The organism is Amycolatopsis sp. lyj-109, assembly GCF_046548995.1.
In the GTDB taxonomy this organism is placed as follows: Bacteria; Actinomycetota; Actinomycetes; order Mycobacteriales; family Pseudonocardiaceae; genus Amycolatopsis.
The window spans coordinates 1-24,835 of record NZ_JAJPWR010000025.1 but is presented as its reverse complement, the minus strand read 5'-3'; the positions used below and the strand labels follow the sequence as shown (position 1 = coordinate 24,835).

Annotated in this window: 26 protein-coding genes; 9 read left to right on the top strand and 17 right to left on the bottom strand. The window is 70.5% G+C overall.

The features are described 5' to 3' along the window. The first annotated feature begins 19 nt into the window (after positions 1 to 19). Positions 20 to 1,870 (top strand): prolyl oligopeptidase family serine peptidase, encoded by a 1,851-nt coding sequence (locus ACLJQF_RS38885; protein WP_410615291.1) that lies wholly within the window; start codon positions 20 to 22, stop codon positions 1,868 to 1,870. 66 nt (positions 1,871 to 1,936) lie between these two features. Here the strand turns inward: ACLJQF_RS38885 and ACLJQF_RS38880 are convergent, their stop codons facing one another. From ACLJQF_RS38880 to ACLJQF_RS38855, 6 genes are all read right to left on the bottom strand, one after another. Next, positions 1,937 to 2,122: a tautomerase family protein gene (locus tag ACLJQF_RS38880; protein WP_410615290.1), complete on the bottom strand. Its 186-nt coding sequence runs from the start codon at positions 2,120 to 2,122 to the stop codon at positions 1,937 to 1,939. 33 nt (positions 2,123 to 2,155) lie between these two features. After that, entirely contained in the window at positions 2,156 to 2,782 is a 627-nt protein-coding gene (locus tag ACLJQF_RS38875; protein ID WP_410615289.1) for a TIGR03085 family metal-binding protein, read from the bottom strand. 47 nt (positions 2,783 to 2,829) lie between these two features. Next, positions 2,830 to 4,218 (bottom strand): glutamate decarboxylase, encoded by a 1,389-nt coding sequence (locus tag ACLJQF_RS38870; protein WP_410615288.1) that lies wholly within the window; start codon positions 4,216 to 4,218, stop codon positions 2,830 to 2,832. A gap of 74 nt (positions 4,219 to 4,292) precedes the next feature. Continuing rightward, positions 4,293 to 4,769: a Dps family protein gene (locus tag ACLJQF_RS38865; RefSeq protein WP_410615287.1), complete on the bottom strand. Its 477-nt coding sequence runs from the start codon at positions 4,767 to 4,769 to the stop codon at positions 4,293 to 4,295. A gap of 46 nt (positions 4,770 to 4,815) precedes the next feature. Then, positions 4,816 to 5,238, bottom strand: coding sequence for an organic hydroperoxide resistance protein (locus ACLJQF_RS38860; RefSeq protein ID WP_410615286.1), 423 nt, complete (start codon positions 5,236 to 5,238; stop codon positions 4,816 to 4,818). A gap of 199 nt (positions 5,239 to 5,437) precedes the next feature. Continuing rightward, entirely contained in the window at positions 5,438 to 5,986 is a 549-nt protein-coding gene (locus tag ACLJQF_RS38855) for an NADPH-dependent FMN reductase (protein WP_410615376.1), read from the bottom strand. Positions 5,987 to 6,136: 150 nt separating this feature from the next. On the opposite strand from ACLJQF_RS38855, the gene ACLJQF_RS38850 reads away from it, so the two are divergent. Then, positions 6,137 to 7,189, top strand: a complete 1,053-nt coding sequence (locus ACLJQF_RS38850) for an alpha/beta hydrolase (RefSeq protein WP_410615285.1) — start codon at positions 6,137 to 6,139, stop codon at positions 7,187 to 7,189. An 84-nt stretch (positions 7,190 to 7,273) separates the two neighbouring features. Here the strand turns inward: ACLJQF_RS38850 and ACLJQF_RS38845 are convergent, their stop codons facing one another. From ACLJQF_RS38845 to ACLJQF_RS38835, 3 genes are all read right to left on the bottom strand, one after another. Next, complete coding sequence (locus tag ACLJQF_RS38845) at positions 7,274 to 7,798, bottom strand: hypothetical protein (protein ID WP_410615284.1); 525 nt, start codon at positions 7,796 to 7,798, stop codon at positions 7,274 to 7,276. 400 nt (positions 7,799 to 8,198) lie between these two features. After that, the gene (locus ACLJQF_RS38840; RefSeq protein WP_410615283.1) at positions 8,199 to 8,807 is read right to left on the bottom strand and encodes a TetR family transcriptional regulator; all 609 of its coding nucleotides are present in this window, start codon (positions 8,805 to 8,807) and stop codon (positions 8,199 to 8,201) included. Beyond that, entirely contained in the window at positions 8,788 to 10,305 is a 1,518-nt protein-coding gene (locus ACLJQF_RS38835) for a DHA2 family efflux MFS transporter permease subunit (RefSeq protein WP_410615282.1), read from the bottom strand. The genes ACLJQF_RS38840 and ACLJQF_RS38835 overlap by 20 nt, the downstream gene beginning before the upstream one ends. A 193-nt stretch (positions 10,306 to 10,498) precedes the next feature. On the opposite strand from ACLJQF_RS38835, the gene ACLJQF_RS38830 reads away from it, so the two are divergent. Continuing rightward, a complete protein-coding gene (locus ACLJQF_RS38830) occupies positions 10,499 to 11,632 on the top strand; it encodes an MFS transporter (RefSeq protein ID WP_410615375.1) in 1,134 nt (377 codons plus the stop codon). Between the two features lie 79 nt (positions 11,633 to 11,711). On the opposite strand, the gene ACLJQF_RS38825 is transcribed toward ACLJQF_RS38830, so the two are convergent. The 4 genes from ACLJQF_RS38825 to ACLJQF_RS38810 form a co-directional block, all read right to left on the bottom strand. Continuing rightward, the gene (locus ACLJQF_RS38825; RefSeq protein WP_410615281.1) at positions 11,712 to 12,092 is read right to left on the bottom strand and encodes a hypothetical protein; all 381 of its coding nucleotides are present in this window, start codon (positions 12,090 to 12,092) and stop codon (positions 11,712 to 11,714) included. 16 nt (positions 12,093 to 12,108) lie between these two features. Beyond that, positions 12,109 to 13,299 (bottom strand): RtcB family protein, encoded by a 1,191-nt coding sequence (locus ACLJQF_RS38820; protein WP_410615280.1) that lies wholly within the window; start codon positions 13,297 to 13,299, stop codon positions 12,109 to 12,111. A gap of 194 nt (positions 13,300 to 13,493) precedes the next feature. Continuing rightward, positions 13,494 to 14,534, bottom strand: a complete 1,041-nt coding sequence (locus ACLJQF_RS38815; RefSeq protein WP_410615279.1) for an aspartate-semialdehyde dehydrogenase — start codon at positions 14,532 to 14,534, stop codon at positions 13,494 to 13,496. Beyond that, complete coding sequence (locus ACLJQF_RS38810; protein ID WP_410615278.1) at positions 14,534 to 15,799, bottom strand: aspartate kinase; 1,266 nt, start codon at positions 15,797 to 15,799, stop codon at positions 14,534 to 14,536. Before ACLJQF_RS38810 ends, ACLJQF_RS38815 begins: the two co-directional genes overlap by 1 nt. 228 nt (positions 15,800 to 16,027) lie before the next feature. Here ACLJQF_RS38810 and ACLJQF_RS38805 point away from each other — a divergent pair, with 228 nt between their 5' ends. Continuing rightward, on the top strand, positions 16,028 to 16,618 hold the full coding sequence (locus tag ACLJQF_RS38805; protein ID WP_410615277.1) for a nitroreductase family protein: 591 nt from the start codon (positions 16,028 to 16,030) through the stop codon (positions 16,616 to 16,618). Here the strand turns inward: ACLJQF_RS38805 and ACLJQF_RS38800 are convergent. Then, on the bottom strand, positions 16,613 to 16,978 hold the full coding sequence (locus ACLJQF_RS38800) for a hypothetical protein (RefSeq protein WP_410615276.1): 366 nt from the start codon (positions 16,976 to 16,978) through the stop codon (positions 16,613 to 16,615). The genes ACLJQF_RS38805 and ACLJQF_RS38800 overlap by 6 nt on opposite strands. Positions 16,979 to 17,203: 225 nt before the next feature. On the opposite strand from ACLJQF_RS38800, the gene leuA reads away from it, so the two are divergent. Together leuA and ACLJQF_RS38790 are read left to right on the top strand one after the other, a co-directional pair. After that, on the top strand, positions 17,204 to 18,967 hold the full coding sequence (leuA, locus tag ACLJQF_RS38795; protein WP_410615275.1) for a 2-isopropylmalate synthase: 1,764 nt from the start codon (positions 17,204 to 17,206) through the stop codon (positions 18,965 to 18,967). Positions 18,968 to 18,970: 3 nt separating this feature from the next. Further along, positions 18,971 to 19,948, top strand: coding sequence for a helix-turn-helix transcriptional regulator (locus ACLJQF_RS38790; protein ID WP_410615274.1), 978 nt, complete (start codon positions 18,971 to 18,973; stop codon positions 19,946 to 19,948). Here ACLJQF_RS38790 and ACLJQF_RS38785 read toward each other — a convergent pair. After that, positions 19,939 to 20,841: an SDR family oxidoreductase gene (locus ACLJQF_RS38785; RefSeq protein ID WP_410615273.1), complete on the bottom strand. Its 903-nt coding sequence runs from the start codon at positions 20,839 to 20,841 to the stop codon at positions 19,939 to 19,941. The two genes, ACLJQF_RS38790 and ACLJQF_RS38785, sit on opposite strands and share 10 nt — an antisense overlap. A gap of 145 nt (positions 20,842 to 20,986) precedes the next feature. Between ACLJQF_RS38785 and ACLJQF_RS38780 the strand changes: the two genes are divergently transcribed. Then, positions 20,987 to 21,538 (top strand): DedA family protein, encoded by a 552-nt coding sequence (locus ACLJQF_RS38780; RefSeq protein WP_410615272.1) that lies wholly within the window; start codon positions 20,987 to 20,989, stop codon positions 21,536 to 21,538. On the opposite strand, the gene ACLJQF_RS38775 is transcribed toward ACLJQF_RS38780, so the two are convergent. After that, positions 21,525 to 22,139 (bottom strand): peroxiredoxin-like family protein, encoded by a 615-nt coding sequence (locus ACLJQF_RS38775; protein ID WP_410615271.1) that lies wholly within the window; start codon positions 22,137 to 22,139, stop codon positions 21,525 to 21,527. The genes ACLJQF_RS38780 and ACLJQF_RS38775 overlap by 14 nt on opposite strands. A gap of 59 nt (positions 22,140 to 22,198) precedes the next feature. Here ACLJQF_RS38775 and ACLJQF_RS38770 point away from each other — a divergent pair, with 59 nt between their 5' ends. After that, positions 22,199 to 22,810 (top strand): TetR/AcrR family transcriptional regulator, encoded by a 612-nt coding sequence (locus ACLJQF_RS38770; RefSeq protein ID WP_410615270.1) that lies wholly within the window; start codon positions 22,199 to 22,201, stop codon positions 22,808 to 22,810. A 25-nt stretch (positions 22,811 to 22,835) separates the two neighbouring features. Here the strand turns inward: ACLJQF_RS38770 and ACLJQF_RS38765 are convergent, their stop codons facing one another. Then, entirely contained in the window at positions 22,836 to 23,744 is a 909-nt protein-coding gene (locus tag ACLJQF_RS38765) for a LysR family transcriptional regulator (RefSeq protein WP_410615269.1), read from the bottom strand. Between the two features lie 86 nt (positions 23,745 to 23,830). On the opposite strand from ACLJQF_RS38765, the gene ACLJQF_RS38760 reads away from it, so the two are divergent. Then, a complete protein-coding gene (locus tag ACLJQF_RS38760) occupies positions 23,831 to 24,730 on the top strand; it encodes an EamA family transporter (RefSeq protein WP_410615268.1) in 900 nt (299 codons plus the stop codon). Positions 24,731 to 24,835 lie beyond the last annotated feature (105 nt).

The following is a 24,835-nucleotide window of genomic DNA, read 5'->3' as shown; positions in this document are numbered from 1 at the left end:
AAGGTGGCAGGATCGAGGGGTGAGCACGCAGTCAGCCAAGCAATTCCCGCCCGCGGTGGTCCCGGACCGGCTGTTCGACGACGCCGAAGCCGAAGCCCGCTGGCGCGCCCGCTTCCACGCCCCGCGCATCTCCGTGCCCGAATGGGCCCGCGACGCCCCGGAAGCCAACGTCTACGCCTCCAACGCCAGCGGTGTCTGGGAGGTCTACGCCTGGAACCGCACGACCGGCGAGCACCGCCGCGTCACCGACCGGCCCAACGGCACCCTGTACTCGACGCCGTCCCCGGACGGCGCGTGGATCTGGTGGTTCGACGACACCGACGGCGACGAGTTCGGCTCCTGGGTCCGCGAGCCGTTCGCCGCGACCGCGGGCAGCAAGCCGGAGAAGGCCGTCCCGGACGTCCACGACGGCTACCAGGCCGGGCTCGAGATCGGCGCGAAGATCGTCGCGGTCGGTGTCTCGACCGACGACGGCAGCGAACTGTTCGCCCGGATCGGCGGCGAGACGCGCCGCTTCTACAACCACCCGGACGACGCCGGCATCGCGGCCCTGTCCCGCGACGAGAGCCTGATCGCGATCTCGCACTCCGAGCACGGCGACTCGCGCCACCCCGCGCTGCGGGTGCTCGCGACCGACGGATTCGAAGCCGTCGCCGAGAAGTGGGACGGCGAGGGCAAGGGCCTCTCCGCGCTTGAATTCTCCCCGCTGCCCGGCGACCAGCGCCTGCTGGTGGTGCACGAGCGCCGCGGCCGCGAGGAGCTGCTGGTCTGGGACGTCCGGGCGGACACCGAGACCGAAATCGAACTGGACCTGCCGGGCGAGGTCGTCGCGGGCTGGTACCCGGACGCGCGCGCCCTGCTCGTCGTCCACTTCCACGACGGCCGCAATGCGTTGTACCGCTACGACCTCGACTCGGCCGAACTGTCCTCATTGGACACTCCGGCCGGCCGGATCGGCGGCGCGGGCGTCCGCCCGGACGGCACGGTCGAGTACTCGTGGTCCAGCGCCGCCGAGCCGACCGCGGTCCGGGCGCGGACCACCGGCGGCACCGACGCGATCCTGCTCGAGCCGCCGGGTGAGCGGGCGCCGGGCTCAGAGCCGGTGACCGACGCGTTCGTCGAAGGCGTCGGCGGGCGGATCCACGCGCTCGTCTCGCGGCCTTCGGGTGCGCCGGAGGGCCCGCTGCCCACGGTGTTCTCCCTGCACGGCGGCCCGCACGCGGCGGACGAGGACCGCTTCTCGGCCTACCGCGCGACCTGGCTCGACGCCGGGTTCGCCGTGATCGAGGTCAACTACCGCGGCTCGACCGGCTACGGCTCGGCCTGGCGCGACGCCATCGAGGGCCGGCCCGGCCTGACCGAGCTGGAGGACGTCGCCGCGGTCCACGACTGGGCCGTCCGAACCGGACTCAGCGACCCGGCGAAGTGCGTCGTGAACGGCGCTTCGTGGGGCGGCTACCTGTCCCTGCTCGCGCTCGGCACGCAGCCGTCGCGGTGGGCGGCGGGTGTCGCCGGGGTGCCGGTGGCGGACTACGTCGCCGCGTACGAGGACGAGATGGAGCAGCTGCGCTCGTTCGACCGCGGGATCTTCGGCGGCTCGCCGGAGGACGTGCCCGCGGTGTACCGGGAGTGCTCGCCGATCACGTACGTCGACGCGGTGACGGCGCCGGTGCTCGTGCTGGCCGGCGACAACGACCCGCGCTGCCCGATCCGCCAGATCGAGAACTACCTCGACCAGCTCGGCGGCCGCGACCTGCACCACGAGTTCTACCGCTACGACGCGGGCCACGGCTCGCTGGTGATCGCCGAGACGATCAAGCAGACGTCGATCGAGGTTCACTTCGCACTGCGGGCCCTCGGCCTGCGCTGACCCACAAAAGTTCGTGAAGGCCACCTTGAGGAACTTGTAGTTCCTCAAGGTGGCCTTCACGAACTTTCAGCGTTCGGAGTACAGGACGCCGCCGGTGGCCCAGTGGTCGGCGCCGACCTCGACGAGCGTCACCTGGACACCTTCGGGCTTGCCGCCGCAGGTGCGGACGAAGGCATCGGTCAGCTCGCGGACCAGGGCACTCTTCTGCGCCGGCGTGCGGCCGGGGAACATGGCAACGCTGATCATCGGCATGGCGGCTCCTGCACTAGGTGGACGCCGCGAAGCCTAGAGCCCGCGGTTCACCGACTGCAGCCGGCCGACCGCGGCCGCGTCACCCTCGAAGTCGAGGTCGACGGCGTCGCGGCCGAAGACGAACAGCAGCAGGTCCACCGGCTCCCCGACGACGGTCACGGGATCGGGCCCGGTCTTGACGGCGGCCTCGCGCCCGTCCTTGGTACGCAGCGTCACGCCGACAGGCGACTTGCGAAGGTTCAGCTTCGCCGACTGCTTCGCCGATCGCCAGGCGGCGGCGTCCCGGGTGGGATCCGCGGGCCGCGGCTCCCAGCCGTCCTGCGCGCGCCGGACGTCCTCGTGGTGCACGAGGAACTCGGCGGTGTTGGTGAGTTCGTCGAGCGGGCCGATCGCGGTGGGCCAGAACCTCGACGGCCCGGTCCGCACCTGCTCGACCAAGCTCGCCCAGGGCTTCGCGGCGTACCGGTCCTGCACCTTTTGGGTGTATCCGGCGAGCGCGGGCACGATGATGCCGGGAGCGGCATCCGCCCGGTGCTCACGCACGACGAGGTGCGCGGCGAGATCCCGCGTGGTCCAGCCGTCGCACAACGTCGGTGCGTCGGGCCCGAGTTCATCGAAGAGAGCGCTCAGCGCCCGGCGTTCGTCAGCAGCGACACCCATGGCAGCGACGTTACCCGTCGGTAGACGCCCTGGCGACGGGATGTGAGCTAGTGGTGGAACGCCGTCGCCCGGGCGAGGTCCTTCGGATGGCCGCCCGACTGCTCCAGCTCCGGGAGGAACCGCGTCAGATCCGCCAGCAGCAGGTCCGCCAGGTCGTGCGTGAAGCCGTTGCGGACCACGATGCGCAACACCGCCAGATCCGTCCGGTTCTCCGGGAACGTGTACGCCGGCACCAGCCAGCCCCGCTCGCGCAACCGGCGGGACACGTCGAAGACGTCGAACCCGGCGTCCGGGCGGGTCGTGAACGCGAACACCGGCAGCTGGTCGCCGCGCGTCAGCAAGGAGAACGGACCGAGAGCCGCGATCCCGGATGACAGGTGCACAGCCACGTCACGGGAAGCCTGCTGCACCGCCTGGAACCCGGAACGGCCCAGCCGCACGAACGTGTAGTACTGGGCCGCGACCTCGGCGCCCGGGCGGGAGAAGTTCAACGCGAACGTCGGCATGTCGCCGCCGAGGTAGTTGACGTTGAACACCAGCTCGGCCGGCAGCGCGGCCTTGTCGCGCCAGAGCACCCAGCCGACGCCCGGGTACACCAGCCCGTACTTGTGGCCCGACGTGTTGATCGACGCCACGCGCGGCAGGCGGAAGTCCCACTCCAGGTCTGGGTCGAGGAACGGGGCGATCATCGCGCCCGAGGCGCCGTCGACGTGCACCGGGATGTCCCAGCCGGTGCGCTGTTCCAGAGCATCCAGAGCCGCGGCGATCTCCGCAACCGGCTCGTAGCTGCCGTCGAACGTCGAGCCGAGGATCGCGACCACACCGATCGTGTTCTCGTCGCAGCGGGCCACCGCCTCGTCCGCCGTGAGGTGGTAGCGGTCGCCGTCCATCGGGACCAGCCGGGGCTCGACTTCCCAGTACTCGCAGAACTTCTCCCAGCACACCTGGACGTTCGCGCCCATCACCAGGTTCGGCTTGCCACCGCGGTCGAGGCGGGCCCAGCGCCGCTTCAGCGCCATCCCGGCGAGCATGCACGCCTCCGACGAACCGGTCGTCGAGCAGCCCATGACGTCCGCGGGATCGGGCGCGTGCCACAGGTCGGCGAGGATGTTCACGCAGCGCCGCTCGAGCTCGGCCGTCTGCGGGTACTCGTCCTTGTCGATCATGTTCTTGTCGACGCACTCGGCCATCAGCTCGCGCGCCTGCGGCTCCATCCACGTCGTGACGAACGTGGCGAGGTTGAGCCGCGCGTTGCCGTCCAGCATCAGTTCGTCGCGCACCAGCTGCAGTGCGGTGTCCGGCGGCAGCGAATCGTCGCGCAGCTTGTCGTGCGGCATGACGAACTGCGCCGCGAGCGCCGGGTTCGCCCCCGCGTACAACGGGTTCGTCCCGGCCGTGCGGTCCGGGTGATCGGCTTTCCCCTGATGCAAGACCATGCCACCGAACGTACTGGCCCGCACCGACGAAAAAGGGCCGTTCCGTCTGGAACGGCCCTTTCGTGCGGAAAAAACTAGGCCTGCTGGGCCTGCCACATCCAGTGCGCCTCTTCCAGCGCCCGGGTGATCTCGATCAGCAGGTCCTGCGTGACGAGGTCGCTCTTGTCTGTCTCGTCGATGCGCCCGCGCAGCCGCTCGATGAGCGCCGAGAGGATGTCGACGATCGCGGCGACCGTGGACTCGACCGACTGCCAGTTGTCCGGGTACTCGGGCACGCCCGAGCTCTCGACGACGGTCTTGGCCTTGCCGTTCGGCGAGACGCCGATGGCGTTGGCGCGCTCGGCGACCTCGTCGACGTACTGACGCGCGGTGTTCACGAGCTCGTCGAGCTGCAGGTGCGCACTGCGGAAGTTCGATCCGACGACGTTCCAGTGCGCCTGCTTGGCGATGAGGGACAGGTCGACCAGATCGACCAGCGTCGCCTGGAGGGCGTTGCCGGTGATCTCCTTGTCGGCCTCGGAAAGCGGGCTCTTGATCGGAGACTTGCTCATCTCTGGTGTTCCTTTCCTCGGACTCGGTTCGACCTGGAAACGGGGGTCAGACAGTCGCCGAAAGCGCGACCTCGATGTTGCCGCGGGTCGCGTTGGAGTAGGGGCACACCTGGTGCGCCTGCTCGACCAGCTGGTCGGCCTGGGCCTGCTCGAGGCCCGGCAGCGAGACGTTCAGCGCGACGCCGAGGCCGAACCCGACCTCCTGCTTGAGCACGCTGACCTCCGCGGTCACGGTCGAGCCGTTCAGCGGCACCTTCGCCTGGCGGGCGACCAGCTGCAAGGCGCTGTGGAAGCAGGCCGAATAGCCGGCCGCGAACAGCTGCTCGGGGTTGGTCTTGTCCCCACCGGGGCCACCCATCTCCTTCGGGATGGCCAGCGACTCGTCGATGACGCCGTCGGAGGACGTCACTTCGCCGTTGCGGCCGTCGCCGCGAGCCGTCGCCACCGCGGTGTAAAGCGCCTGACCCATGTTTCAGCCTGCCTTCTGTCCGTGGACGCCCCACAGCGGACGTCTCACTGAGCACAACATCCCGCACCGCGGAACGGTGCCCCCACATGGCAGGCATCACGTCTGAGTTGTTACCCGGCGGCCACCGGGCGAAACCTCTGTGCCCAATCGGGGCTCCGCCCCGGGCCGGGGGCTCCGCCACCCGGAACCCCCGAAATCCTCATGCGCCGCGCATCACCGCGAATTCCGCGACCTGCCGCCCGATCAGGCGAAGGGTGCGGACGCTCTTCTCGTCCGACGCGCCGTCGCCTTCGTCGAACTTGGTCTCGGCCGAGTTGATCGAGCCGCCCAGCGGGGTGGGCCAGCCACGCAGGGCGTGCGTGATCGTGCGGAGCTGCTCGAGCGTGGTCACCGCGGCCTGCCAGCCGTACGCGACGGCGGCGAGGCCGACCGCACGGCCGTCCAGGTAGGGGCGGCGGTCTTCGCGCAGGTCCTCGACGTAGTCCAGGGCGTTCTTGACCAGGCCGGACAGCGCCCCGTGGTAGCCGGGCGAGACGACGATGAGCCCGTCCGCCTCCCGGATGGCCTCCACCAGCAGGGTGGCGCGCTCTTCGCGCTCGGGGACGCCGGCGTCGTAGAACGGCAGCACGAGTTCCGGGCCGGTGATCAGCCGGGTCCGGACGCCCGCTTCCGCGGCGCCGTCGAGCGCGATCCGCAGCGCGCGTTCGGACTGGGAGCCCTCACGCAGGGAGCCGCCGATCCCGAGCACGTTGATCGTCCTGGCTGAAGTCACGTTTCCAGGCTAACGCCTCTACTTAACTGGAGGACCAGACTCTGGGACCGAGGTCCTGGTCACAGCTGGACCAGTTACCTACTGACAAGTAACCTCCAGGGCAGACCCGAGGCCCGTGGAGGCACCATGGCGATCCCGCTCCCCGTCCGCGCCCAGGCGGCCGCGTCCCAGCTCGCGTTCTGGCTGCCCACCCCGGTGCGGCGGGCGGTCGCGGGCCGGACCGTCCGCATCGACGGCCAGGACCTCGCGCTCGACGCCCAGCTGCTCCTCCGGCTCCAGCGGATCGCTCGAGCCGAGCTGGTGCAGGGCTCGGTCGAGCAGTCGCGGGCCCTGCTCGACGCGGGCCGGCACCTGGTCAGCGGCAAGCCGATCGAGCCGGTCTCGGTGCGCGAGATCGCCGTCCCGACGCCCGACGGTGATCTACCGGCGACGCTGTACACGCCGGTCGGGCTGCCCGAGAAGTCCCCGCTGCTGGTGTTCTTCCACGGCGGCGGCTGGGTGATCGGCACCCGGGCGAGCCACGACAACGCCGTCCGCTTCCTGGCCAAGCACGCCGGCGTCCGGGTGCTGTCGATCGAGTACCGGCTCGCGCCGGAGTTCCCGTTCCCGGCGGCGACGGAAGACGCGCTGGCGGCGTTCGAGTACGCGGTCGCGAAGGCGGGCGACCTCGGCGCGGACCCGGCGCGGATCGCGGTGGGCGGCGACAGCGCGGGCGGCAACCTCGCCGCCGTGACGGCCCAGCAGGCCGTGCGCCGCGGCGGTCCGGTCCCGGCCTTCCAGCTGCTGATCTACCCGGCGACGGACTTCGCGCGGCGGTACCGCTCGCAGGACCTGTTCGCCGAGGACCTGTTCCTGACCGACGTGCACATGAAGTGGTTCGAAGGCCACTACGTGCCGGAGGGCACGGACCTGGCCGACCCGCGGCTCTCGCCGCTGCACGCCGACGATCTGAGCGGCCTGCCGCCGGCGTTGGTCGTCACGGCGGGCTTCGACCCGTTGCGCGACGAGGGCGAGGCGTACGCGGAGAAGCTGCGCGAGGCGGGCGTCGAAGTGGCGTTGCGCCGGCACGAGGACCTGATCCACGGGTTCATCAACTTCACCGGCGTCGGCACCCGGTTCCGGGAAGCGCTGGCGGAGACCGCGGGGGCACTGCGGCAGGGATTGTCCCCAGTGCACTGACCCGCCCCGCACGGGGAACGCCCCGGAGCCCGGCGCGGAGAAATGTCCGCGGCCGGGCTCCGGGCCCCCTGTTTCCTGCGGTGGCTACGACCCTGGGACCGGCAACGGTGGCAGCGGCAGCGGCGGCACCGGCAGGGCGCCGAGCAGACCGCCCAGGATGCCGGTCAGGGCACCCAGCAGCGCCTTGAGAAGGTCGCTGACGATCTTCAGCGGACCGGGCAGGTCCGGGATCGGCGGCAGCGGCAACGGCGGCAGCTGGCGCGCCTTCGCCTTCGGGTCGGCCAGGAGCCGGGTGGACTCGTCGGCGCGGCCCTTGGCCAGACCGGCCAGCTGCCCGGTCTCGGTCTGGATCGTGTAGCGCTTGCCGGCCGCGATGTCCGCGAGCACCGGGCTCAGCTGACCCAGGTCCGTCCGCGTGGCACCGACGTCGCCCGCGTAGGCCACCTTGGTGAGGTCGTCACGCATCTGGAGCACCTGCGCGGCGAGGGCCTGGGTGCTGGAGGAACCCTTGCCCCCTTCCTGGCTCGCCGACGCGATCCCCGCCGTCGCCACCGCCAGCAGACTGCCGGCGGCTACCAGGGCGATGACTCGCCCGAACTTGGCTTTCATTCCTTACCTCCTGGCCTCGGGAGACCTGACGGGTTAAATCGATACCCCCCGTGTCGGAGATAAGCCACCCGATCACCGGTTCGGGATGTTTAACACCCTTACGTGCCGGATCTGAATGAAGCGAACTGGCCCGCATTGGATTAACCGCAAAACCTTGCCCTTCCCCCTGGAGATCATCATGACCGATTCCGAGGATCACTGCTGGTAACATCGGTCCACTTTGGAACAGTTCGGTAACCCACACGAGTGTAAACAGTGATCATTTAGCTTCATCACTCCGTCGGACCGCGTGTCTCGACTGCTCCAGATGGGGCGTCCCCCACGCTCGCACCGCCACCCACACGGTTTCCGCCCGAGGTGGATGCGGAAATGCGAATTCAATTCCGGAATTCGACGCCGCTCACAGCGGCAGTCCCGCTTCCAGGTGGGCCAGCGCCTTGTCGAGGATCACCAGGGTGTCGGCGCCGGGATCCGCCGCGGCACCGGCGAACGCGGCCATGACCACGCCGACCACCGCACCCGCCCAGTTGCGGACCTCGAAGTCGTCCACCGCTCGCCCGGTGCGCCGCGCGGCCAGCCCGGCCAGCAGGTCGATCCCCTCGGCGAACTTGTCCATCACCGCGGTGCGCAGCTCCGGCTCCCGGAACACCAGCAGCTGCCGCTCGCGCTCCCGCTCCCAGTCTTCGGCGGGGATCTGCGCGCGGATGCTGTCCGCGGTCGCCCGCAACGCGGCCGCCGGGCTGAGCTCGGGCGGCTGCCCGAGCGCGGCTTCGATGAGCACCGGGTCGAACGGGTCGTAGAGGACTGTCGCCTCCTTCGTCGGGAAGTACCGGAAGAAGGTGCTGGGCGAGATCTCCGCCGCGGCCGCGATCTGGTCGACGGTCGTGGCGCTGTAGCCCTGCTCGTGGAACAGCCGCAACGCGTGCCGCTGGATCGCGGCACGCGTCCTGGCTTTCTTCCGCTCCCGCAGTCCTGTGGGCTCGATGGGCTCAGCCGGCGACGACGTCATGCTCCGATTCTCGCGGTTGCGCTCCCACGGCCGCCCGGCCGGGCAGGAACACCAGCGCGAGCAGCGCCCCGGCGACGGTGAGGCCGGCGCACACCCACAGCGTCGCGGCCATCCCGCCGGTGAACGCGGCCCGCGCGGACGCCGCGAGCTCGGGCCGGTGGAGCCGCTCCGCCACGGCGACCGCACCCGAGGCGCTGCCGCGCACCGCGTCGGCGACCGGCGCGGGCAGTCCCCCGACGTCGACGCCGTCGCGGTAGCCGCCGTTGAGCACCGTCCCCAGCACCGCGACGCCGATGGTGCCGCCGACCTGGCGCAGCACCTGGATCAAGGCCGAACCGGCGCCCGAGCGGCCTTCGGTGAGCGCGCCCATCGCCATCGTCATCAGCGGCGGGAGCGTGGCGCCGGTGCCCAGCCCGATGACGAGCTCCCAGCCCACGGTGGCGCCGTAGCCACCCGACGGCGACGTCGTCGAACCCCAGGCCAGCCCGGCCGCGAGCAGCACGAACCCGCCCGCGACGACCGCGCGCACGCCCACGACGGCGACCAGCCGCTCGGCGAGCTTCGCCGACACCAGCATCCCGGCGATCAGCGGCAGCAGCCGCACGCCGGTCTGCAGCGCGTCGGCGCCCTGCACCGCCTGGAACAGCTGCGGAAGCACGAACAGCAGGCCCATCAGCGCGAAGGACGCCACCGTGGCGAGCACCGCGCCCCAGACGAACCGTGGCTCCCGGAACAACGCGAGGTCGGTGAGGGGCGCGGCCACCCGCGTCTGCGCCCAGCAGAACACCGCCACCAGCGCGCCGCCCAGCGTGATCAGGCCGTACGTCTCCGGGTCTGTCCAGCCGTGCTCGCCCGCGTGGACGAAGCCGTAGGTGAGCGCGACCAGCCCGGCCGTCGAGAGCGCGATACCCGGGAAGTCGATCCGGCCGCCGCCGGAGCCCGGCGTCAGCGGCACAAGGAACAGCACCGCGACGACGCCGACCACGGTCAGCGGGACGTTGATGAGGAACACCGAGCCCCACGCGAAGTGGTCGAGCAGCCAGCCGCCGAGCAACGGCCCGAGCGGGATGCCGGCGAACATCGCCATCACCCACGTCGTCAGCGCCTTCGCCCGCTCCTCCGGCGGAAACAGGATGTTCAGCAGCGAGAGCGAGAGCGGGATGAGGAACGCGGCGCCGACGCCGAGCCCGATGCGGGCGGCGATCAGCTCGCCCGGCGAACCGGCGTAGGCGCACCACAGCGAGGCCAGCCCGAACACCGCGAGCGCGCCGAGCAGCAGTTTCTTCGGCCCGAACCGGTCGCCGAGCAGGCCGGCGGGCAACAGCAGCGCGGCCAAGGCCAGCGTGTAGGCGTTGCCGAACCACTGCAGCTGCGTGGTGGTGGCGCCGAGGTCGACGGCCAGCGTCGGCACGGCGACGTTGAGCACGGTCAGGTCGAGCCCGATGGTCAGCAGGCTCACCGCGAGCGCGCCGAGCGCCCACCACCTGCGTGGATGCACTTGAGTCATAGTGACCCCCAATTGATAGTGACTACCAAATGAGAGTAACTCTCATAATCTTCCGGCGCCAGGGGGCACGGTGGCGGAAATATGTTGCACGCGCGTACCACCTTGGGTTCTCATCGAGGACGTGCCGCTGCAGCCCTACCGCCGGGTGCTCTCCGTCCCCCGCGTCCCCTCGACGATGGCCCTGATGTTCCTGGCGCGCCTCCCGATGACCATGAGCGGCGTGCTGATGACGCTGTACATCGTCACCGGGCTCGGCCGCGGCTACGGCGCCGCCGGACTGGTCGGCGGCGGCGTCACGCTCGGGATGGCGCTCGGCGCGCCGCTGCTCGGCCGCTGCTTCGACCGGTACGGGCTGCGTCCGGTCGTCGCGGTCTGCGGGATCGGCACGACGGCGTTCTGGGCCGCCGCGCCGCACCTGCCGTTCGAAGCACTCGCCGTGGTCGCGGTCCCGGCCGGGATGCTCTCGGTGCCGGCCGGCTCACTGGCCCGGCAGGTCCTGGCCACGCTCGTGCCGCCGGAAGAGCGCCGCGCGGCCTACTCACTCGACACCATCTCGATCGAAGCGACGTTCATGATCGGCCCGGCGGCCGGCATCGCGGCCATCACGGCGTTCTCCCCGACGTGGACGCTGACCGCGCTCGGCGTGCTCTTCGGCAGCACGGCGTTCCTGATCTGGCTGGTCGACCCGCCGATCCGGGAGGGCGCCGGCCAGGCGGAGGAGCTCGGCCCCCGACCGCCGCTGCGGAGCTGGCTCACCGGCCGGCTGGTGGGAACCCTGCTGATCGCGTGCGGCGCGTTGTTCGTGCTCGTCGGCACCGAGCTGGCGACGCTGGCGGCTCTGCGCGCGAACGGCGAGCTCGGCGTGACCGGGCTGGTCATCGCGGTGATGTGCGCGGCGTCGATCCTCGGCGGCGTCGTGCACGGCGCGGTGAAGCGATCGCTGCCGCAGGGCGTGCTGATGCTGCTGCTCGCGCTGCTGGTGATCCCGGTCGGCCTGGCGGACCACCCGTGGTGGCTGCTGATGCTCGTGCTGATCCCGACCAACCTGCTGTGCGCGCCGACCCTGGCGGCGACGACCGAGACCGTGAGCCGGATCGCCCCGCCGCAGGTCCGCGGCGAGGCCATGGGCCTGCAGGACGCCTTCACCCGGCTCGGCCTGGCTGTCGGCGGCCCGGTGGTCGGCTTCGCGATCGACCACTCGAGCCCGGAGTGGGGCTTCGCCGCGGCCGGCCTCGGCGGCCTGGTGATCGCCGCGGCGGGCCTGCTCCGCCGCCGCTCGCCCGTGCCGGAACCGGCACTGGCCGAAAGCCGCGGCTAGCGAATCTGCCGCGGCTCTCGTGAGTGGTAATTAGGGTTAGAACCCTAATTACCACTCACGACGAGCCGCGGCAGACTGCTCAGCTGCAGGCGGTGCGGAGCGCGTCGAGCTTCTTGATGTTGCGCTGCACCCACTTGGCCACGACGCCGGCGTCCTCGATGCGTTCCTTCTGCACCTCGACGTATGAATCGGCCATGCCGAGCAGCGCGTTCTTGACGTTCTGGTCCTGGACGTCGCCCGCGAGCTCGCGCAGCCGCTTCTCCTTGTCCTCGGCGCGCGCCTTGAACTTCGCCGGGTCGACCAGCGGGTTCAGGTCGGCGAGCCCGAGCGCCTCGGTGCACGCCGCGACCTTGTCCGCCGTCCGGCTCCCCTGGTCGACCGCGTTGCCGACCTCGGCGCACCCGCTCAGCAAAAGTGCACCCGCGGCCAGCAGCGCGGTCATCGTTCCACCCCTCGTCATGGCGCCAAAGGTACCGTCAGCCCTTGACGCAGACCACCTGCTTGAGGTGCGCCACCACCTCGACCAGGTCCGTCTGCGCACGAATCACCGTTTCGATGTCCTTGTACGCCGCCGGGATCTCGTCGACCACGCCGGAGTCCTTGCGGCACTCGACACCGGCCGTCTGCGCCGCGAGGTCGTCGGCGGTGAACAGCTTCTTCGCCTTGTTCCGCGACATCCGGCGGCCCGCGCCGTGCGACGCCGACTGGAACGACGACTCGTTGCCCAGCCCGCGGACGATGTACGAACCGGTCCCCATGCTGCCCGGGATGATCCCGAGGTCACCCGACCCGGCGCGGATCGCGCCCTTCCGGGTGACGAGCAGCTCGACGCCGTCGTAGGTCTCCTCGGCGACGTAGTTGTGGTGGCACGAGATCGCGTCGTCGAAGGTCACCTGCGGGAGCTCGTCCCGGACCGCCTGCTTCACCAGTGCGACCATCGTGGCGCGGTTGCGCGCCGCGTAGTCCTGCGCCCAGAACAGGTCGCGCCGGTAGGCCTGCATCTCCGGCGTGCCGGCGACGAACACCGCCAGGTCGGGGTCGGGCAGGTCGGCGTTGTGCGGCAGCTTGCGCGCGACGGCCATGTGCCGCTCGGCCAGCTCCTTGCCGATGTTGCGCGAACCCGAGTGCAGCATCAGCCAGACCCGGCCCTCGTCGGCGCCGCCCTGCTCGAGGCAGACCTCGATGAAGTGGTTGCCGCCGCCGAGGCTCCCGATCTGCCGCGCGGCCCGGTCGTGCAGCTCCTGGACGCCGCTGTGCAACTCGCCGAACTGCTTCCAGAACGCGTCCCAGCCACCGACACCGTGCACCTTCGCCGGGTTCACGGGCGTCTTGTGCAGCCCGAAGCCGACGGGCACGGTGTTTTCGATGCGCCGGCGCAGCTTCCCGAGGTCGTCGGGCAGGTCGCTCGCGGTGAGCGACGTCCGGACGGCACTCATCCCGCACCCGATGTCGACCCCGACGGCGGCGGGCGAGACGGCGTCGCGCATGGCGATGACGCTGCCGACGGTCGCACCCTTGCCGTAGTGGACGTCGGGCATCACGGCGACACCGTGCACCCACGGCAGGTTCGCGACGTTGTGCAGCTGCCGCATGGCCTGGTCTTCGACCGACGCGGGGTCCGCCCACATCCGGATCGGGACGCGGGCGCCTTCGACAGCGGTGTACATGGTTTCCTCCCCTTGACTTGCTTGCGGGGATCAGGATCTCCCGTGGAGACGATTCGGACAAGGCGATTTCCGATCGTCCACTGTGGAGGAAGCCCGAAGGTCTTGAATGACTCATTCAGGACCTCGGAGGTCCTGAATGAGTCATTCAAGACGCCGCAGCCGCCGAAAAGCGGCCGGGACGCGTGAAGGCGCCGTCAGAGCTGCTGGGCCACCAGCTCCGCGATCTGCACGGCGTTGAGCGCCGCGCCCTTGCGCAGGTTGTCGTTGGAGATGAACAGCGCCAGCCCGCGACCGCCTTCGACGCCCTGGTCCACCCGGATGCGGCCGACGTAGCTCGGGTCGTTGCCCGCCGCCTGCAGCGGGGTCGGGATCTCCGACAGCTCCACACCCGGCGCGTGCGTCAGCAGCTCCGTCGCGCGCTCGACCGACAGCGGCCGCTCGAACTGCGCGTTCACCGAGATCGAGTGCCCCGAGAACACCGGCACGCGCACGCAGGTGCACGAGACACCGAGGCCCGGGATGCTCAGGATCTTGCGGCTCTCGTTGCGGAACTTCTTCTCTTCGTCCGTCTCGAACTCACCGTCGTCCACAATGGACCCGGCCATCGGGAGGACGTTGAACGCGATCGGGCGGACGTATTTCTCCGGCTTCGGGAACTCGATCGCCGCGCCGTCGTGGGTCAGCAGCGACGCGTGTTCCGCCGCCGCGCGGACCTGGCCCGCCAGCTCGTCGACGCCCGCCAGGCCGCTGCCGGACACCGCCTGGTACGTCGACGCCACCAGCCGGACCAGCCCGGCCTCGTCGTGCAGCGGCTTCAGCACCGGCATCGCGGCCATCGTGGTGCAGTTGGGGTTCGCGATGATCCCCTTCCGCGCTTCCTTGATGGCTTCGGGGTTCACCTCGCTGACGACCAGCGGCACGTCCGGGTCCATCCGGAACGCCGAGGAGTTGTCGATCACCGTGACACCCGCGGCGGCGAACCGCGGCGCCTGCGCCTTCGACGTCGAGCCGCCCGCGGAGAACAGCGCGATGTCCAAACCGGACGGATCCGCCGTCGACGCGTCCTCGATCGTGATTTCGGTGTCGCGCCAAGGGAGCTTCGACCCCGCCGAGCGCGCCGAAGCGAAGTAGCGCAGCTCGGCGATCGGGAACTCCCGCTCCGCCAGCAGCTTGCGCATCACCGCACCGACCTGGCCGGTCGCGCCGACCACCCCGACCCGCAGCCCGTCCGCCATCAGCGACCACTCCCCGCGTAGACGACGGCTTCTTCGTCGCCGCCGAGTTCGAACGCCTCGTGGATCGCGCGCACGGCGTCGTCGAGCTGCGCGTCCCGGATCAGCACCGAAATGCGGATCTCCGAGGTGTTGATGATTTCGATGTTGACGCCGGACTCGGCCAGCGCCTCGCAGAACGTCGCCGTGACACCCGGGTGCGAGCGCATCCCGGCGCCGACCAGCGACACCTTGCCGACGTGGTCGTCGTAGAGGACCGACTCGAAGCCGATCTCCGCCTTGACCTTTTCCAGTTCCTTGACGGCCTTGGCGCCGTTGGCCTTCGACAGCGTGAAGGTGATGTCCGTGCGGCCGGAGACGGTGCTGGACACGTTCTGCAGCACCATGTCGATGTCGATCTCGGCGTCGGCGATCACGCGGAAGATCCGGGCCGCGGCACCGGTGTGGTCCGGCACCCCGGTCACCGTGATCTTGGCTTCGGAGCGGTCGTGTGCCACACCGGTGATCAGGGCTTGTTCCACGGGGATCTCCTCGATAGAACCGGTCACCGTCGTGCCCGGCTTGTCACTGTAGGAAGAACGGACTCGGATCGGGACGCCGTAGCGGCGCGCGTACTCGACCGACCGGAGGTGCAGGATCTTCGACCCGCTCGCGGCGAGCTCGAGCATCTCTTCGTACGTGACGGTGTCGAGCTTGCGCGCGTCCGGCACCACCCGCGGGTCGGCCGTGTACACACCGTCCACATCGGAGTAGATCTCGCAGACGTCGGCGTTCAGTGCGGCGGCCAGCGCGACGGCGGTGGTGTCCGAGCCGCCACGGCCCAGCGTGGTGATGTCCTTGGTGTCCTGCGCGACGCCCTGGAACCCGGCCACCAGCGCGATGTAGCCCTGCTCGAGCGCCTCGGTGACCCGGCTCGGGGTGACGTCGATGATGCGCGCGTTGCCGTGCACGGACGTCGTGACGACGCCGGCCTGCGAACCGGTGAACGACCAGGCCTCGGCGCCCTGGGCCGCGATCGCCATCGCGACCAGCGAGTTCGAGATGCGCTCACCGGCGGTGAGCAGCATGTCCATTTCCCGCTCCGGGGGCGCCGGGTTGACCTGCTGCGCCAGGTCGAGCAGCTCGTCGGTGGTGTCACCCATCGCCGAGCAGACGACGACGACGTCGTTGCCCGCCTTCTTCGTCGCGACGATCCGCTCCGCCACGCGCTTGATCCGGTCGGCACTTTCCAGCGACGATCCGCCGTACTTCTGGACCACGAGGGCCACGCCCGAACCTCCTCGCGGGCCGGGCGGCTCCCTGGTGGGCACCGGAGAGCCCCCGCGTCCCATGATTTGAACTGGAGCCTACCGGGGCTTCGGCGGGCCGCCACCCTCTTGACGTGGGGCGCACCCGTCCGGCGGGTGCCGGGGAAGTAAATCTTCCGCGATGCCAACGGAATGCGCGGAGCCCTTCCTCCCGAGTGACGCACAGCACTCACAGGTAAGTTCTTGAACGTGCGGAAACCAGCTGTGACGAGCGTCCCGATCGCGACCCTGATGGCGGAACGGTGGAGCCCCCGGGCCTACGACGAGTCAGCCGTGGTCACCCCGGAGCAGGTGCGCGCCCTGCTCGAAGCGGCCCGCTGGGCGCCGTCGTTCGGCAACACCCAGCCGGCCCGCTACCTCGTCGGCGTCCGCGGCACCCCGGCGTTCGACGCGATCCTGGCGACGCTCAATTCGGGCAACCGGGCCTGGGCGCACCGGGCAAGCCTGCTGCTGATCGGCGTGCTGGTGACGGCGAACGAGAAGGGCGACGTCCCCTACGCGGAGTACGGGCTCGGGCTGGCGTCGGAAAACCTCGTGCTGCAGGCGGTCGAGCTGGGCTTGATCGCCCACCAGATGGCGGGCTTCTCGCCGGACGCGGCGCGGGCGGCGTTCTCGCTCCCGGACCACGCCGTCCCGAAGGTCGCCATCGCCATCGGGAAGCCGGCGGCACCGGACGTCCTGGAGGAGGACTGGCGGATCGAGCGCGAGAAGGCCGAGCGGGTGCGGCTACCCCTGGAGGAGTTCGCGTTCGGCGACCAGTGGGGCAAACCGGCGCTATGAAGCGCCACCCACGCGGCGGATGACCTTGGCCAGGATCCCGGTCACGACCATCCAGAAGATGGCCGCGATCCCGTAGTTGACCAGGACGCGCAGTTTTTCGTCACTCGGCGTGAACAGGTCGCTGAAGCCCAGCGCCAGGCTGTCCGCCCAGGACTTCACGAACGAGACGATGCCGTTGTCCGGGTTGGCCGAGCCGACCGTGAAGATCACGTGGATCACCAGGAACGCGGCGAAGACCAGCCCGATCCAGCGGACGATCGACGCGACCACCGAGGCCACCTTGCCGCCGGTCCGGCGCCAGTCGACGGCGGCGCGACGGGAGACACGGGTCTCCTCCGACGACTCTGCGTGCTCACCCATGCCCGCAGTTTCGCACGGAGATACGCCGATTGCTACCCACAAGTAACCGAGTGGGTAACGGTTCCATCGCGGCCCGGCTTCCCTCAGCCCGCGTTCGCTGGTTATGGTGGGGCCGTGGCGCGTGCTCTCCTGCTTCGCTGCCGCGACGGGGCCTGACCGGACCGGCTCCCCGTCGCGGGGCTTCGTGGTGCCGGTCGCACCCGTCGATCTGGAGACACCCCTTCCATGAGTTCGCGCATCCGCAAACCCTCTCGCCCGGCTCCCGCTGACCAGCCCACCTGGAACACCCAGCGCGGCACGTCCATGCCGGTCCACCGCTACCGCCCCTGGTACGACCTGGTCGAGAACATCGACCTGCCCGACCGCACCTGGCCCGAAAAGCGCATCGACCGCGCCCCGCTGTGGTGCGCCGTCGACCTGCGGGACGGCAACCAGGCCCTGATCGACCCGATGTCGCCCGCGCGCAAGCGCAAGTTCTTCGACCTGCTGGTCCGCATGGGGTACAAGGAGATCGAGGTCGGCTTCCCGGCCGCGTCCCAGACCGACTTCGACTTCGTCCGCGAGATCATCGAAGAGCACGCCATCCCGGACGACGTCAGCATCCAGGTGCTGACCCAGTGCCGTCCCGAGCTGATCGAGCGGACCTTCAAGTCGCTCGAAGGCGCCCCGCGGGCGATCGTCCACATCTACAACTCGACGTCGATCCTGCAGCGCCGCGTGGTCTTCCGCGAGGAGCGCGAAGGCATCAAGAAGATCGCGACGCAGGCCGCGGAAATGGTCGTCGAGCTGGCCGCGAAGCAGCCGGACACCGACTTCCGGTTCCAGTACTCGCCGGAGTCCTACACCGGCACCGAGCTGTCCTACGCGCTCGAGGTCTGCAACGCCGTCACCGAGATCTGGCAGCCGACGCCGGAGAAGCCGGTGATCCTGAACCTGCCGGCGACCGTCGAAATGGCCACCCCGAACGTCTACGCCGACTCGATCGAGTGGATGAGCCGGAACCTGGAGCGCCGCGACTCGGTGATCCTGTCGCTGCACCCGCACAACGACCGCGGCACCGGCATCGCCGCCGCCGAGCTGGGCTACCAGGCCGGCGCCGACCGGATCGAGGGCTGCCTGTTCGGCAACGGCGAGCGCACCGGCAACGTCGACCTGGTCGCGCTGGGCATGAACCTCTACAGCCAGGGCATCGACCCGCAGATCGACTTCTCCGACATGGACGAGATCAAGCGGACGGTCGAGTACTGCAACCAGCTGCCGGTACCCGAACGCTCGCCGTGGGGCGGCGACCTGGTGTTCACCGCCTTCTCGGGCAGCCACCAGGACGCGATCAACAAGGGCCTCGACGCGCTGAAGGACGCCGCCGACAAGCAGGGCGTCCCGATCGACGAGTACCCGTGGGAGGTCCCGTACCTGCCGATCGACCCGAAGGACGTCGGCCGCACGTACGAGGCCGTCATCCGGGTGAACTCGCAGTCCGGCAAGGGCGGCGTCGCCTACATCATGAAGGCCGAGCACCAGCTCGACCTGCCGCGCCGGCTGCAGATCGAGTTCTCGAAGGTCATCCAGCGCTACACCGACACCGAGGGCGGCGAGGTCGACCCGGCCACGATGTACAACGCCTTCTCGGCCGAGTACCTGGAGCTGAAGACGCCGCTGGAGCTGGTCCGCCAGCACGTGCGCGACAACGGTGACGGCGAATACGACATCACCGCGACCGTGCGTGTCGAGGGTGACGAGCACGAGATCACCGGCCGCGGCAACGGCCCGATCGCGGCGTTCTTCGACGCGCTGTCGACCGTCGGGTACGACCTGCGCCTGCTGGACTACAACGAGCACACGCTCTCCCCGGGCGACGACGCGCGCGCCGCGTCGTACATCGAGTGCGCGATCTCGGACCGGGTGTTCTGGGGCATCGGCATCGACCCGTCGATCGTCACGGCGTCGCTGCGCGCGGTCGTCTCGGCGGTGAACCGCGCCAACCGCTGACCGGTGAAGGCCGAGCGGCTGGTCGCGCTGCTGTTCACGCTGCAACGGCGGCGTAGCGCGACCGCCGCCGAGCTCGCGGGTGAGCTCGGCGTCTCCGAGCGCACGATGCACCGCGACCTGGCGGCCCTGCGCGAGGCGGGCGTTCCGCTGTGGACGGAGCAGGGGCGGCACGGCGGTTTCCGCCTGGTCGACGGCTGGCGCTCCGGGCTCGACGGGTTGACGGCGCGCGAGGCCGTCGCGCTGTTCGCGCTCGGGGTGCCGGACGCGCTCGCGGGGCTCGGGCTGGACACCGCGGGCAGCGCGGCGCGGGCGAAGGTGTCCGCGGGGATGCCCGTTGAGCTGCGGGAACACGCGGCTCTGGTGGCGGGACGGTTCCACCTGGACGCGCCGGGCTGGTTCGGTTCCCCGGACGAGCCGCCGGCGCTGGCCTCGGTCGTCCAGGCGGTCTGGGCGCAGCGACGGCTCTCGATCACCTACCGGCGCCGCGACAAGGTGGCTTCGCGCGAGCTCGAACCGCTGGGCCTCGTGCTGAAGGCGGGGGTCTGGTACCTCGTGGCCCGGGTGGTCCCGGACGACGCTTTGCGGACTTACCGGGTGTCGCGGATCCTGAGCGCGACCGCGCGGGACACCACGTTCGACCGGCCGCCGGACTTCGACCTGGCCGACTGGTGGCGGTCGTCGTCGGCGGCGTTCGAGCAGGTGGCGCGGCCGGTGCGGGTGCGCGCCCGGCTCGACCGGACGGCGGTGCGGGAGCTGCGCCGCGTGTTCGGGGGCGAACACCTGGCGGACACCGTGGTTTCCCTGGAGACGCCGGATGCGCAGGGCTGGGCCGAGGCCGAGCTCGCCCTGGAAGACGGCGAGATCGGCCTCGGTCAGCTGGTGGCGTTGAGCCCTGGGGTGGAAGTGCTGGCGCCGGTGGAGCTGCGGGCGGCGCTCGCCGCGATCGGCGCGGAACTGGCCGCCCGCAACGCTCAGCGGTAGCCGGTGGTGTCCGCGGGCTTTCCGGCGTCCGCCACCTCGACCAGGTACCGCCAGGCGTCCGGCCGGCTGCCGTCGACGTCGTCCACGCCGTACTCCTTCGCCAGCCGGCCGCTGCTCACCGTCTGCCCGGTCCACCGGTGCCGGTCCGGATCCGCAGCCAGCGCCGCCACCGTGCGGCCGCAGAACGTCGGCGTCTCCGAGATCGCGAAGTGCGGCACGCGCTCGCAAGCGTCGCGCCAGTTCGACTCCGTCACGCCGTAGATGTCCAGCATCATTTCCGACCGCAGGTAGCCCGGCGTGAAAGCGACCGCCGTGCAGGAATGCGCGGCCAGTTCCGCCGCCTCGCCGATCGCCAGCAGGTGCGCCGATGCCTTCGCCAGGTAGAACGGCAGCGAAGTGCCTTCGCGGTACTTCGCGTTGTACTCGGCCGTCCCGTCGGTCAGCTCGACGACCAGCCCACCGGGCCGGCCGATCAGCAGCGGGAGCAGGAAGTGACTGGTGATCAGGTGCGCGTCGATGCCGAGGCGGATCATCCGCAGGCCCGCCTCGAGGTCGTGCTCCCACACCGGCTTGGCCCAGCCCAGGTGGTGGTCGCCGCCCCAGAGGCCGTCGATCAGGATGTCGAGGCGGTCGATCCGCTTGGCCAGCGCCTCGACCTCGGCCGGCACCAGGTGGTCGACGCGGATCGCTTCCGCCTGGCCACCCGCCTTCTCGACCAGTTCGGCCGTCTCCTCGATCGTCTCCGGACGGTCCACTTCGGACCGTCCGGCCCGCGTCGTCCGGCCGGTCACGTACACGAAGGCGCCCGCGCGGCCGAGTTCGACGGCGATCGCCCGGCTCGCGCCGCGCGTACCGCCCGCCACCAGGGCGACTTTTCCGGAAAGTGTGGTCATGCGCCCAGCCTCACGGCGAACCATGACAACTCCTGGCATGGTTTCGGCGAGTCTGTGTTTTCCGAAGCTGTGGACGAGCTGTCGGGTTGCTGTGAGTCCCCGCTGATCGGGAGTGCTTGGCCGCGAGCAGGCGGTTAATGGAGGTGTGGACGGATCGACGGCGGGACTGCTGGTGCTGTTCGTCGTCGCGCTCGTGCCGCTGCTGCCCACCGAGGTGACCATCCTCGGCATGGGCGTCGCGGCGGCACAGGGCGGGACGTCGCTGGCGCTCGTGATCGCCGTGGCGAGTGCCGGGTGCCTGGCGTCCGACCAGGCGCTCTACGCCCTCGGCCGGTTCGGTGGCCGGGCGGCGCTGGACCGGCTGAGCCGGCGGGAGAAGTTCGCCGCCGGCCTCGGCTGGCTCGACGGGCGGCTGCAGCGCCATCCCCGGCCGGTGCTGGTGGTCGCCCGCTGGCTGCCGTCGGGCGGGACGCTCGGCGCCCTGCTCGCCGGATCACTCCGGTGGCCGATGGCGGAGTTCTTCGCCGCCTCGGCCATCGGCGTCACACTCTGGACGTCGTACGTGGCCTTCCTCGGCTACGCCGGCGGCCGGATCGTCACCGAACCCGGGATCAGCCTGCTGCTCTCCCTGGCCGTGGCCCTGATCCTGGGTTCGGTGATCACCTACAGCGTGCGGCACAGCGTCAAAGCGACTTGACGGCCGCCAGGATCTCCGCAGGCTCGGTGCGTGTGACGAAGTCCGGGTGGACATCGACGAACCGGAGCACCCGGTCGCGGTCGACCACGACGACCGCCGGGTGGACCAGCTCCCAGGTGCCGTTGACCTCCTCGAGGTCCGTGCCCAACGTCTCCATGGCATCGCGAACGGGACCGGAGACCGGATAGCTCAGCCCGAGCCCACGCGCGACCGTGCTGCCGACGTCCGAAAGCACCGGGAACGCCAGGTCCGGCAGTGCGCCGTCCGGCCGCTGCGGACTGATCGCCACCAGGGTCGCGCCGAGCTTCGCCAGGTCGGGCAGCAGTTCCTGCTGGTAGGTGCGCAGGGTCAGGTTGCAGTACGGGCACCACTGGCCGCGGTAGAAGACGAGCACCGCCGGCCCGTCGGCGATCAGCTCGCCCAGCTTCGTCGGCACCCCGTCGGCGCCGGGCAGCTCGAAGTCCTCGATCTTGGCGCCCACCTCGGCGAACTTTGTTCCGGCGGCCCGGCGCCGGTCCGCCTCGAGGACCTCGGCGATCTCCGGCGGCAGGGCGCCCCGGAGGTGGTCGTTCAGCCCGGTCAGGGCGTAGTCGAGCGTCATGGATCCCCCTAGCTGATTGTACTGAACGGTACAGTGAGCCGAACTGTACTATCCGGTACATGGAGACGCAAGCGGCCGCCTCGACCCCGCGCGGCAAGCGGACGCGCGACGCGATCGTCGACGCGGCGGCCTCGCTGATGTACGTCGACGGCGTCGCGGGCACGAGCGTCGACAAGGTGCTCGCCGCGAGCGGGGCCGGAAAATCGCAGATGTACCACTACTTCAAGAACAAGGAACAGCTGGTCGGCGCCGTGATCGACCGGTACCTGGAGCAGATCCTCGGCAACCAGCCGGCGATCTTCACGCTGGCCTCCTGGGCCGATCTCGAGACGTGGACCGAGCAGCTGCTGGACGTCCACCGCCGCGCGGGCGGGCCGATCGCCTGCCCGCTGGGCAACCTCGCCGGCGAGGTGGGCGACAACCCGAAGCTCGCGCCGCTGGTCGACCAGGCCTACCGGACGTGGGAGTCCCACCTGGAGCGCGGACTGATCGCGTTGCGGGACAAGGGCGAGCTCGCACCCGACGCCGATCCGGCGCGGCTGGCACAGGCGGCGATGACGTCCGTCCAAGGTGGACTGCTGCTGGCGCACATCCGGCACGACCTCACGGCGCTGGAGGACGCGCTGGGCATCGCGCTCGCCTACCTGCGCTCCCACGCTCGTGAGTGGTAAGTCGGGTTCTAACCCGAATTACCACTCACGAGGCGGTGAGCTGGGTGATCTCCGCGCGCAGTTCGTCGATCACCTTGGCGACGGCCGGGCGTTGCAGCGCGCCCGTGCGGCAGACCGCCTCCACCAGGCGCGCCGCGCGGATCCCCGCGAGCGGCCTGCTGACCAGGCCGCTTCCCCGGCGCGTGTCGATCGTGTAGCGCGGCACCAACGCGATCCCGTGGCCGGCCGCGACCAGCCGTTCGGTGATCCGGAAGTCGTTGATGCGCTGCACGACGACCGGCCGCACGCCGGTGCGGACGGTCAGCGAGCGCAGCACGTCGTCCACCGGGAAGCCGTGGTCGACGCCGATCCAGCGTTCGTCCGCCAGTTCGGCCAGGTCGACGCGGCGCCGGCTCGCCAGGCGGTGCCCGGCCGGCAGCGCCACGTCGAGCGGTTCCCGCAGCAGCGGCACCACTTCGAGGCGGACCGAATCGAACTCCGGCGCGTGCTCGTCGCGGTGTGCCACGACGATGTCGTAGTCCGCGACCAGGCCGGGCACCTCCGGTGGCGTCATGTCGACGTCCCGGACGTCGACCTCCAGGCCCTCGTACCCGGCGACGCGGGTCAGCAGGCCGGGCAGCAGCATCAGCCCGGCCGACTGGAAGATCGCGACCCGCACCCGCCCGCGCGGCGCGCTGCGGTAGGTGTCCAGTTCGGACTCGGCCCGCTCGAGCGCGGCGAGCACTTCGTCGGCGCGGGCGACCAGCGCGTGTCCCGCGTCGGTCAGCCGCAGGCCCCGGCCGGCCGGCTCGGTGAGCGGCAGGCCGACCTCGCTCTGCAACGCACGCAGCTGCTGCGAGACGGCGGACGGCGTGCAGTGCAGGGCCCGCGCGGCCGCCGTCACGCTCCCGCGGTCGGCGAACTCCCGCAGCGTGCGCAACCGGCCCAGATCCACCCGGCCACTGTACTTGAAGCAGCACTACAAGGTTCCTGCAGATATTCTCGCTGGTCCTTCACGGTTCCTCTTGTCAGAGTGGAAGCATGCCCGCTCGTGACCGCCTGCTCGCCATGCTCGTCGCCGTCCTGTGGGGCCTGAACTTCCTGGCCATCCACGCCACGCTCGGCCAGTTCCCGCCGGTGTTCGCGGGCGCGCTGCGGTTCGCCGTGATCGCCGTCCCGACGATCCTGTTCGTGCCGTGGCCGAAGGTGAAGGTGCGGCACCTGCTTGGGTACGGCCTCGGCTTCGGGACCGGGCAGTTCGCGTTCCTGTTCATCGCGATGGACAGCGGGATGCCGACCGGGCTCGCGTCGCTGGTGCTGCAGGCGTCGGCGCCGTTCACGGTGCTGCTCGGCGCCGTCTTCCTGCGCGAACGCGTCACCCCGCACCAGCTGGCCGGCATCGCGCTGGCCGTGGCCGGGATGGCCGCGATCGCGTGGCAACGGTCCGGGCACGCCGCGCTGCTGCCGATGATCCTGACCCTGCTGGCCGCCCTGAGCTGGGCGTTCGGCAACCTGAGCACCCGCAAGGCCGAGCCGGACAACCCGCTGCACTTCACGCTGTGGATGTCGGTCGTCCCGCCGCTGCCGATGTTCGCGCTTTCGCTGGTCATGGAGGGCCCGGCCGCGCAGTGGCGCTCGCTGACGACGCTCGGGACCCCGACCGGGCTGACCGCGCTCGGCGGGCTGGCTTACGTGGTGCTGATCGGCACGGTCGTCGGATCGGGCCTGTGGACGACGCTGATGCGGCGCAACCCGGCCGGCGTGGTGTCGCCGTTCTCGCTGCTGGTGCCGGTGGTCGGGCTGACGGCGTCGTTCGCGTTCCTCGGCGAGCGGCCGACCTGGCTGGAGGTCGGCGCGGCCGTCGTCGTGATCGCCGGGGTGCTGCTCGGATCGCTGCGGGTCGCGCGCAAACCCGCCGAGCCGGAGCTGGTCTCGGCCTAGTACTACAGGGACACTTGTGTGCGTGACCTGGGGAAACAAGGTCACCGTTTGCCGTGGCTGCTGGTCGTGAGTGGTAATTCGGGTTCTAACCCGAATTACCACTCA

What these genes read in the sequence shown, in the direction of transcription:
- ACLJQF_RS38880 (WP_410615290.1), bottom strand. Translation starts at nt 2,122, where the DNA reads ATGCCGATGATCAGCGTTGCCATGTTCCCCGGCCGCACGCCGGCGCAG.
- ACLJQF_RS38875 (WP_410615289.1), bottom strand. Translation starts at nt 2,782, where the DNA reads ATGGGTGTCGCTGCTGACGAACGCCGGGCGCTGAGCGCTCTCTTCGAT.
- ACLJQF_RS38870 (WP_410615288.1), bottom strand. Translation starts at nt 4,218, where the DNA reads ATGGTCTTGCATCAGGGGAAAGCCGATCACCCGGACCGCACGGCCGGG.
- ACLJQF_RS38865 (WP_410615287.1), bottom strand. Translation starts at nt 4,769, where the DNA reads ATGAGCAAGTCTCCGATCAAGAGCCCGCTTTCCGAGGCCGACAAGGAG.
- ACLJQF_RS38860 (WP_410615286.1), bottom strand. Translation starts at nt 5,238, where the DNA reads ATGGGTCAGGCGCTTTACACCGCGGTGGCGACGGCTCGCGGCGACGGC.
- ACLJQF_RS38850 (WP_410615285.1), top strand. Translation starts at nt 6,137, where the DNA reads ATGGCGATCCCGCTCCCCGTCCGCGCCCAGGCGGCCGCGTCCCAGCTC.
- ACLJQF_RS38845 (WP_410615284.1), bottom strand. Translation starts at nt 7,798, where the DNA reads ATGAAAGCCAAGTTCGGGCGAGTCATCGCCCTGGTAGCCGCCGGCAGT.
- ACLJQF_RS38840 (WP_410615283.1), bottom strand. Translation starts at nt 8,807, where the DNA reads ATGACGTCGTCGCCGGCTGAGCCCATCGAGCCCACAGGACTGCGGGAG.
- ACLJQF_RS38830 (WP_410615375.1), top strand. Translation starts at nt 10,499, where the DNA reads ATGTTCCTGGCGCGCCTCCCGATGACCATGAGCGGCGTGCTGATGACG.
- ACLJQF_RS38825 (WP_410615281.1), bottom strand. Translation starts at nt 12,092, where the DNA reads ATGACGAGGGGTGGAACGATGACCGCGCTGCTGGCCGCGGGTGCACTT.
- ACLJQF_RS38820 (WP_410615280.1), bottom strand. Translation starts at nt 13,299, where the DNA reads ATGTACACCGCTGTCGAAGGCGCCCGCGTCCCGATCCGGATGTGGGCG.
- ACLJQF_RS38815 (WP_410615279.1), bottom strand. Translation starts at nt 14,534, where the DNA reads ATGGCGGACGGGCTGCGGGTCGGGGTGGTCGGCGCGACCGGCCAGGTC.
- ACLJQF_RS38800 (WP_410615276.1), bottom strand. Translation starts at nt 16,978, where the DNA reads ATGGGTGAGCACGCAGAGTCGTCGGAGGAGACCCGTGTCTCCCGTCGC.
- leuA (WP_410615275.1), top strand. Translation starts at nt 17,204, where the DNA reads ATGAGTTCGCGCATCCGCAAACCCTCTCGCCCGGCTCCCGCTGACCAG.
- ACLJQF_RS38785 (WP_410615273.1), bottom strand. Translation starts at nt 20,841, where the DNA reads ATGACCACACTTTCCGGAAAAGTCGCCCTGGTGGCGGGCGGTACGCGC.
- ACLJQF_RS38775 (WP_410615271.1), bottom strand. Translation starts at nt 22,139, where the DNA reads ATGACGCTCGACTACGCCCTGACCGGGCTGAACGACCACCTCCGGGGC.
- ACLJQF_RS38770 (WP_410615270.1), top strand. Translation starts at nt 22,199, where the DNA reads ATGGAGACGCAAGCGGCCGCCTCGACCCCGCGCGGCAAGCGGACGCGC.
- ACLJQF_RS38760 (WP_410615268.1), top strand. Translation starts at nt 23,831, where the DNA reads ATGCCCGCTCGTGACCGCCTGCTCGCCATGCTCGTCGCCGTCCTGTGG.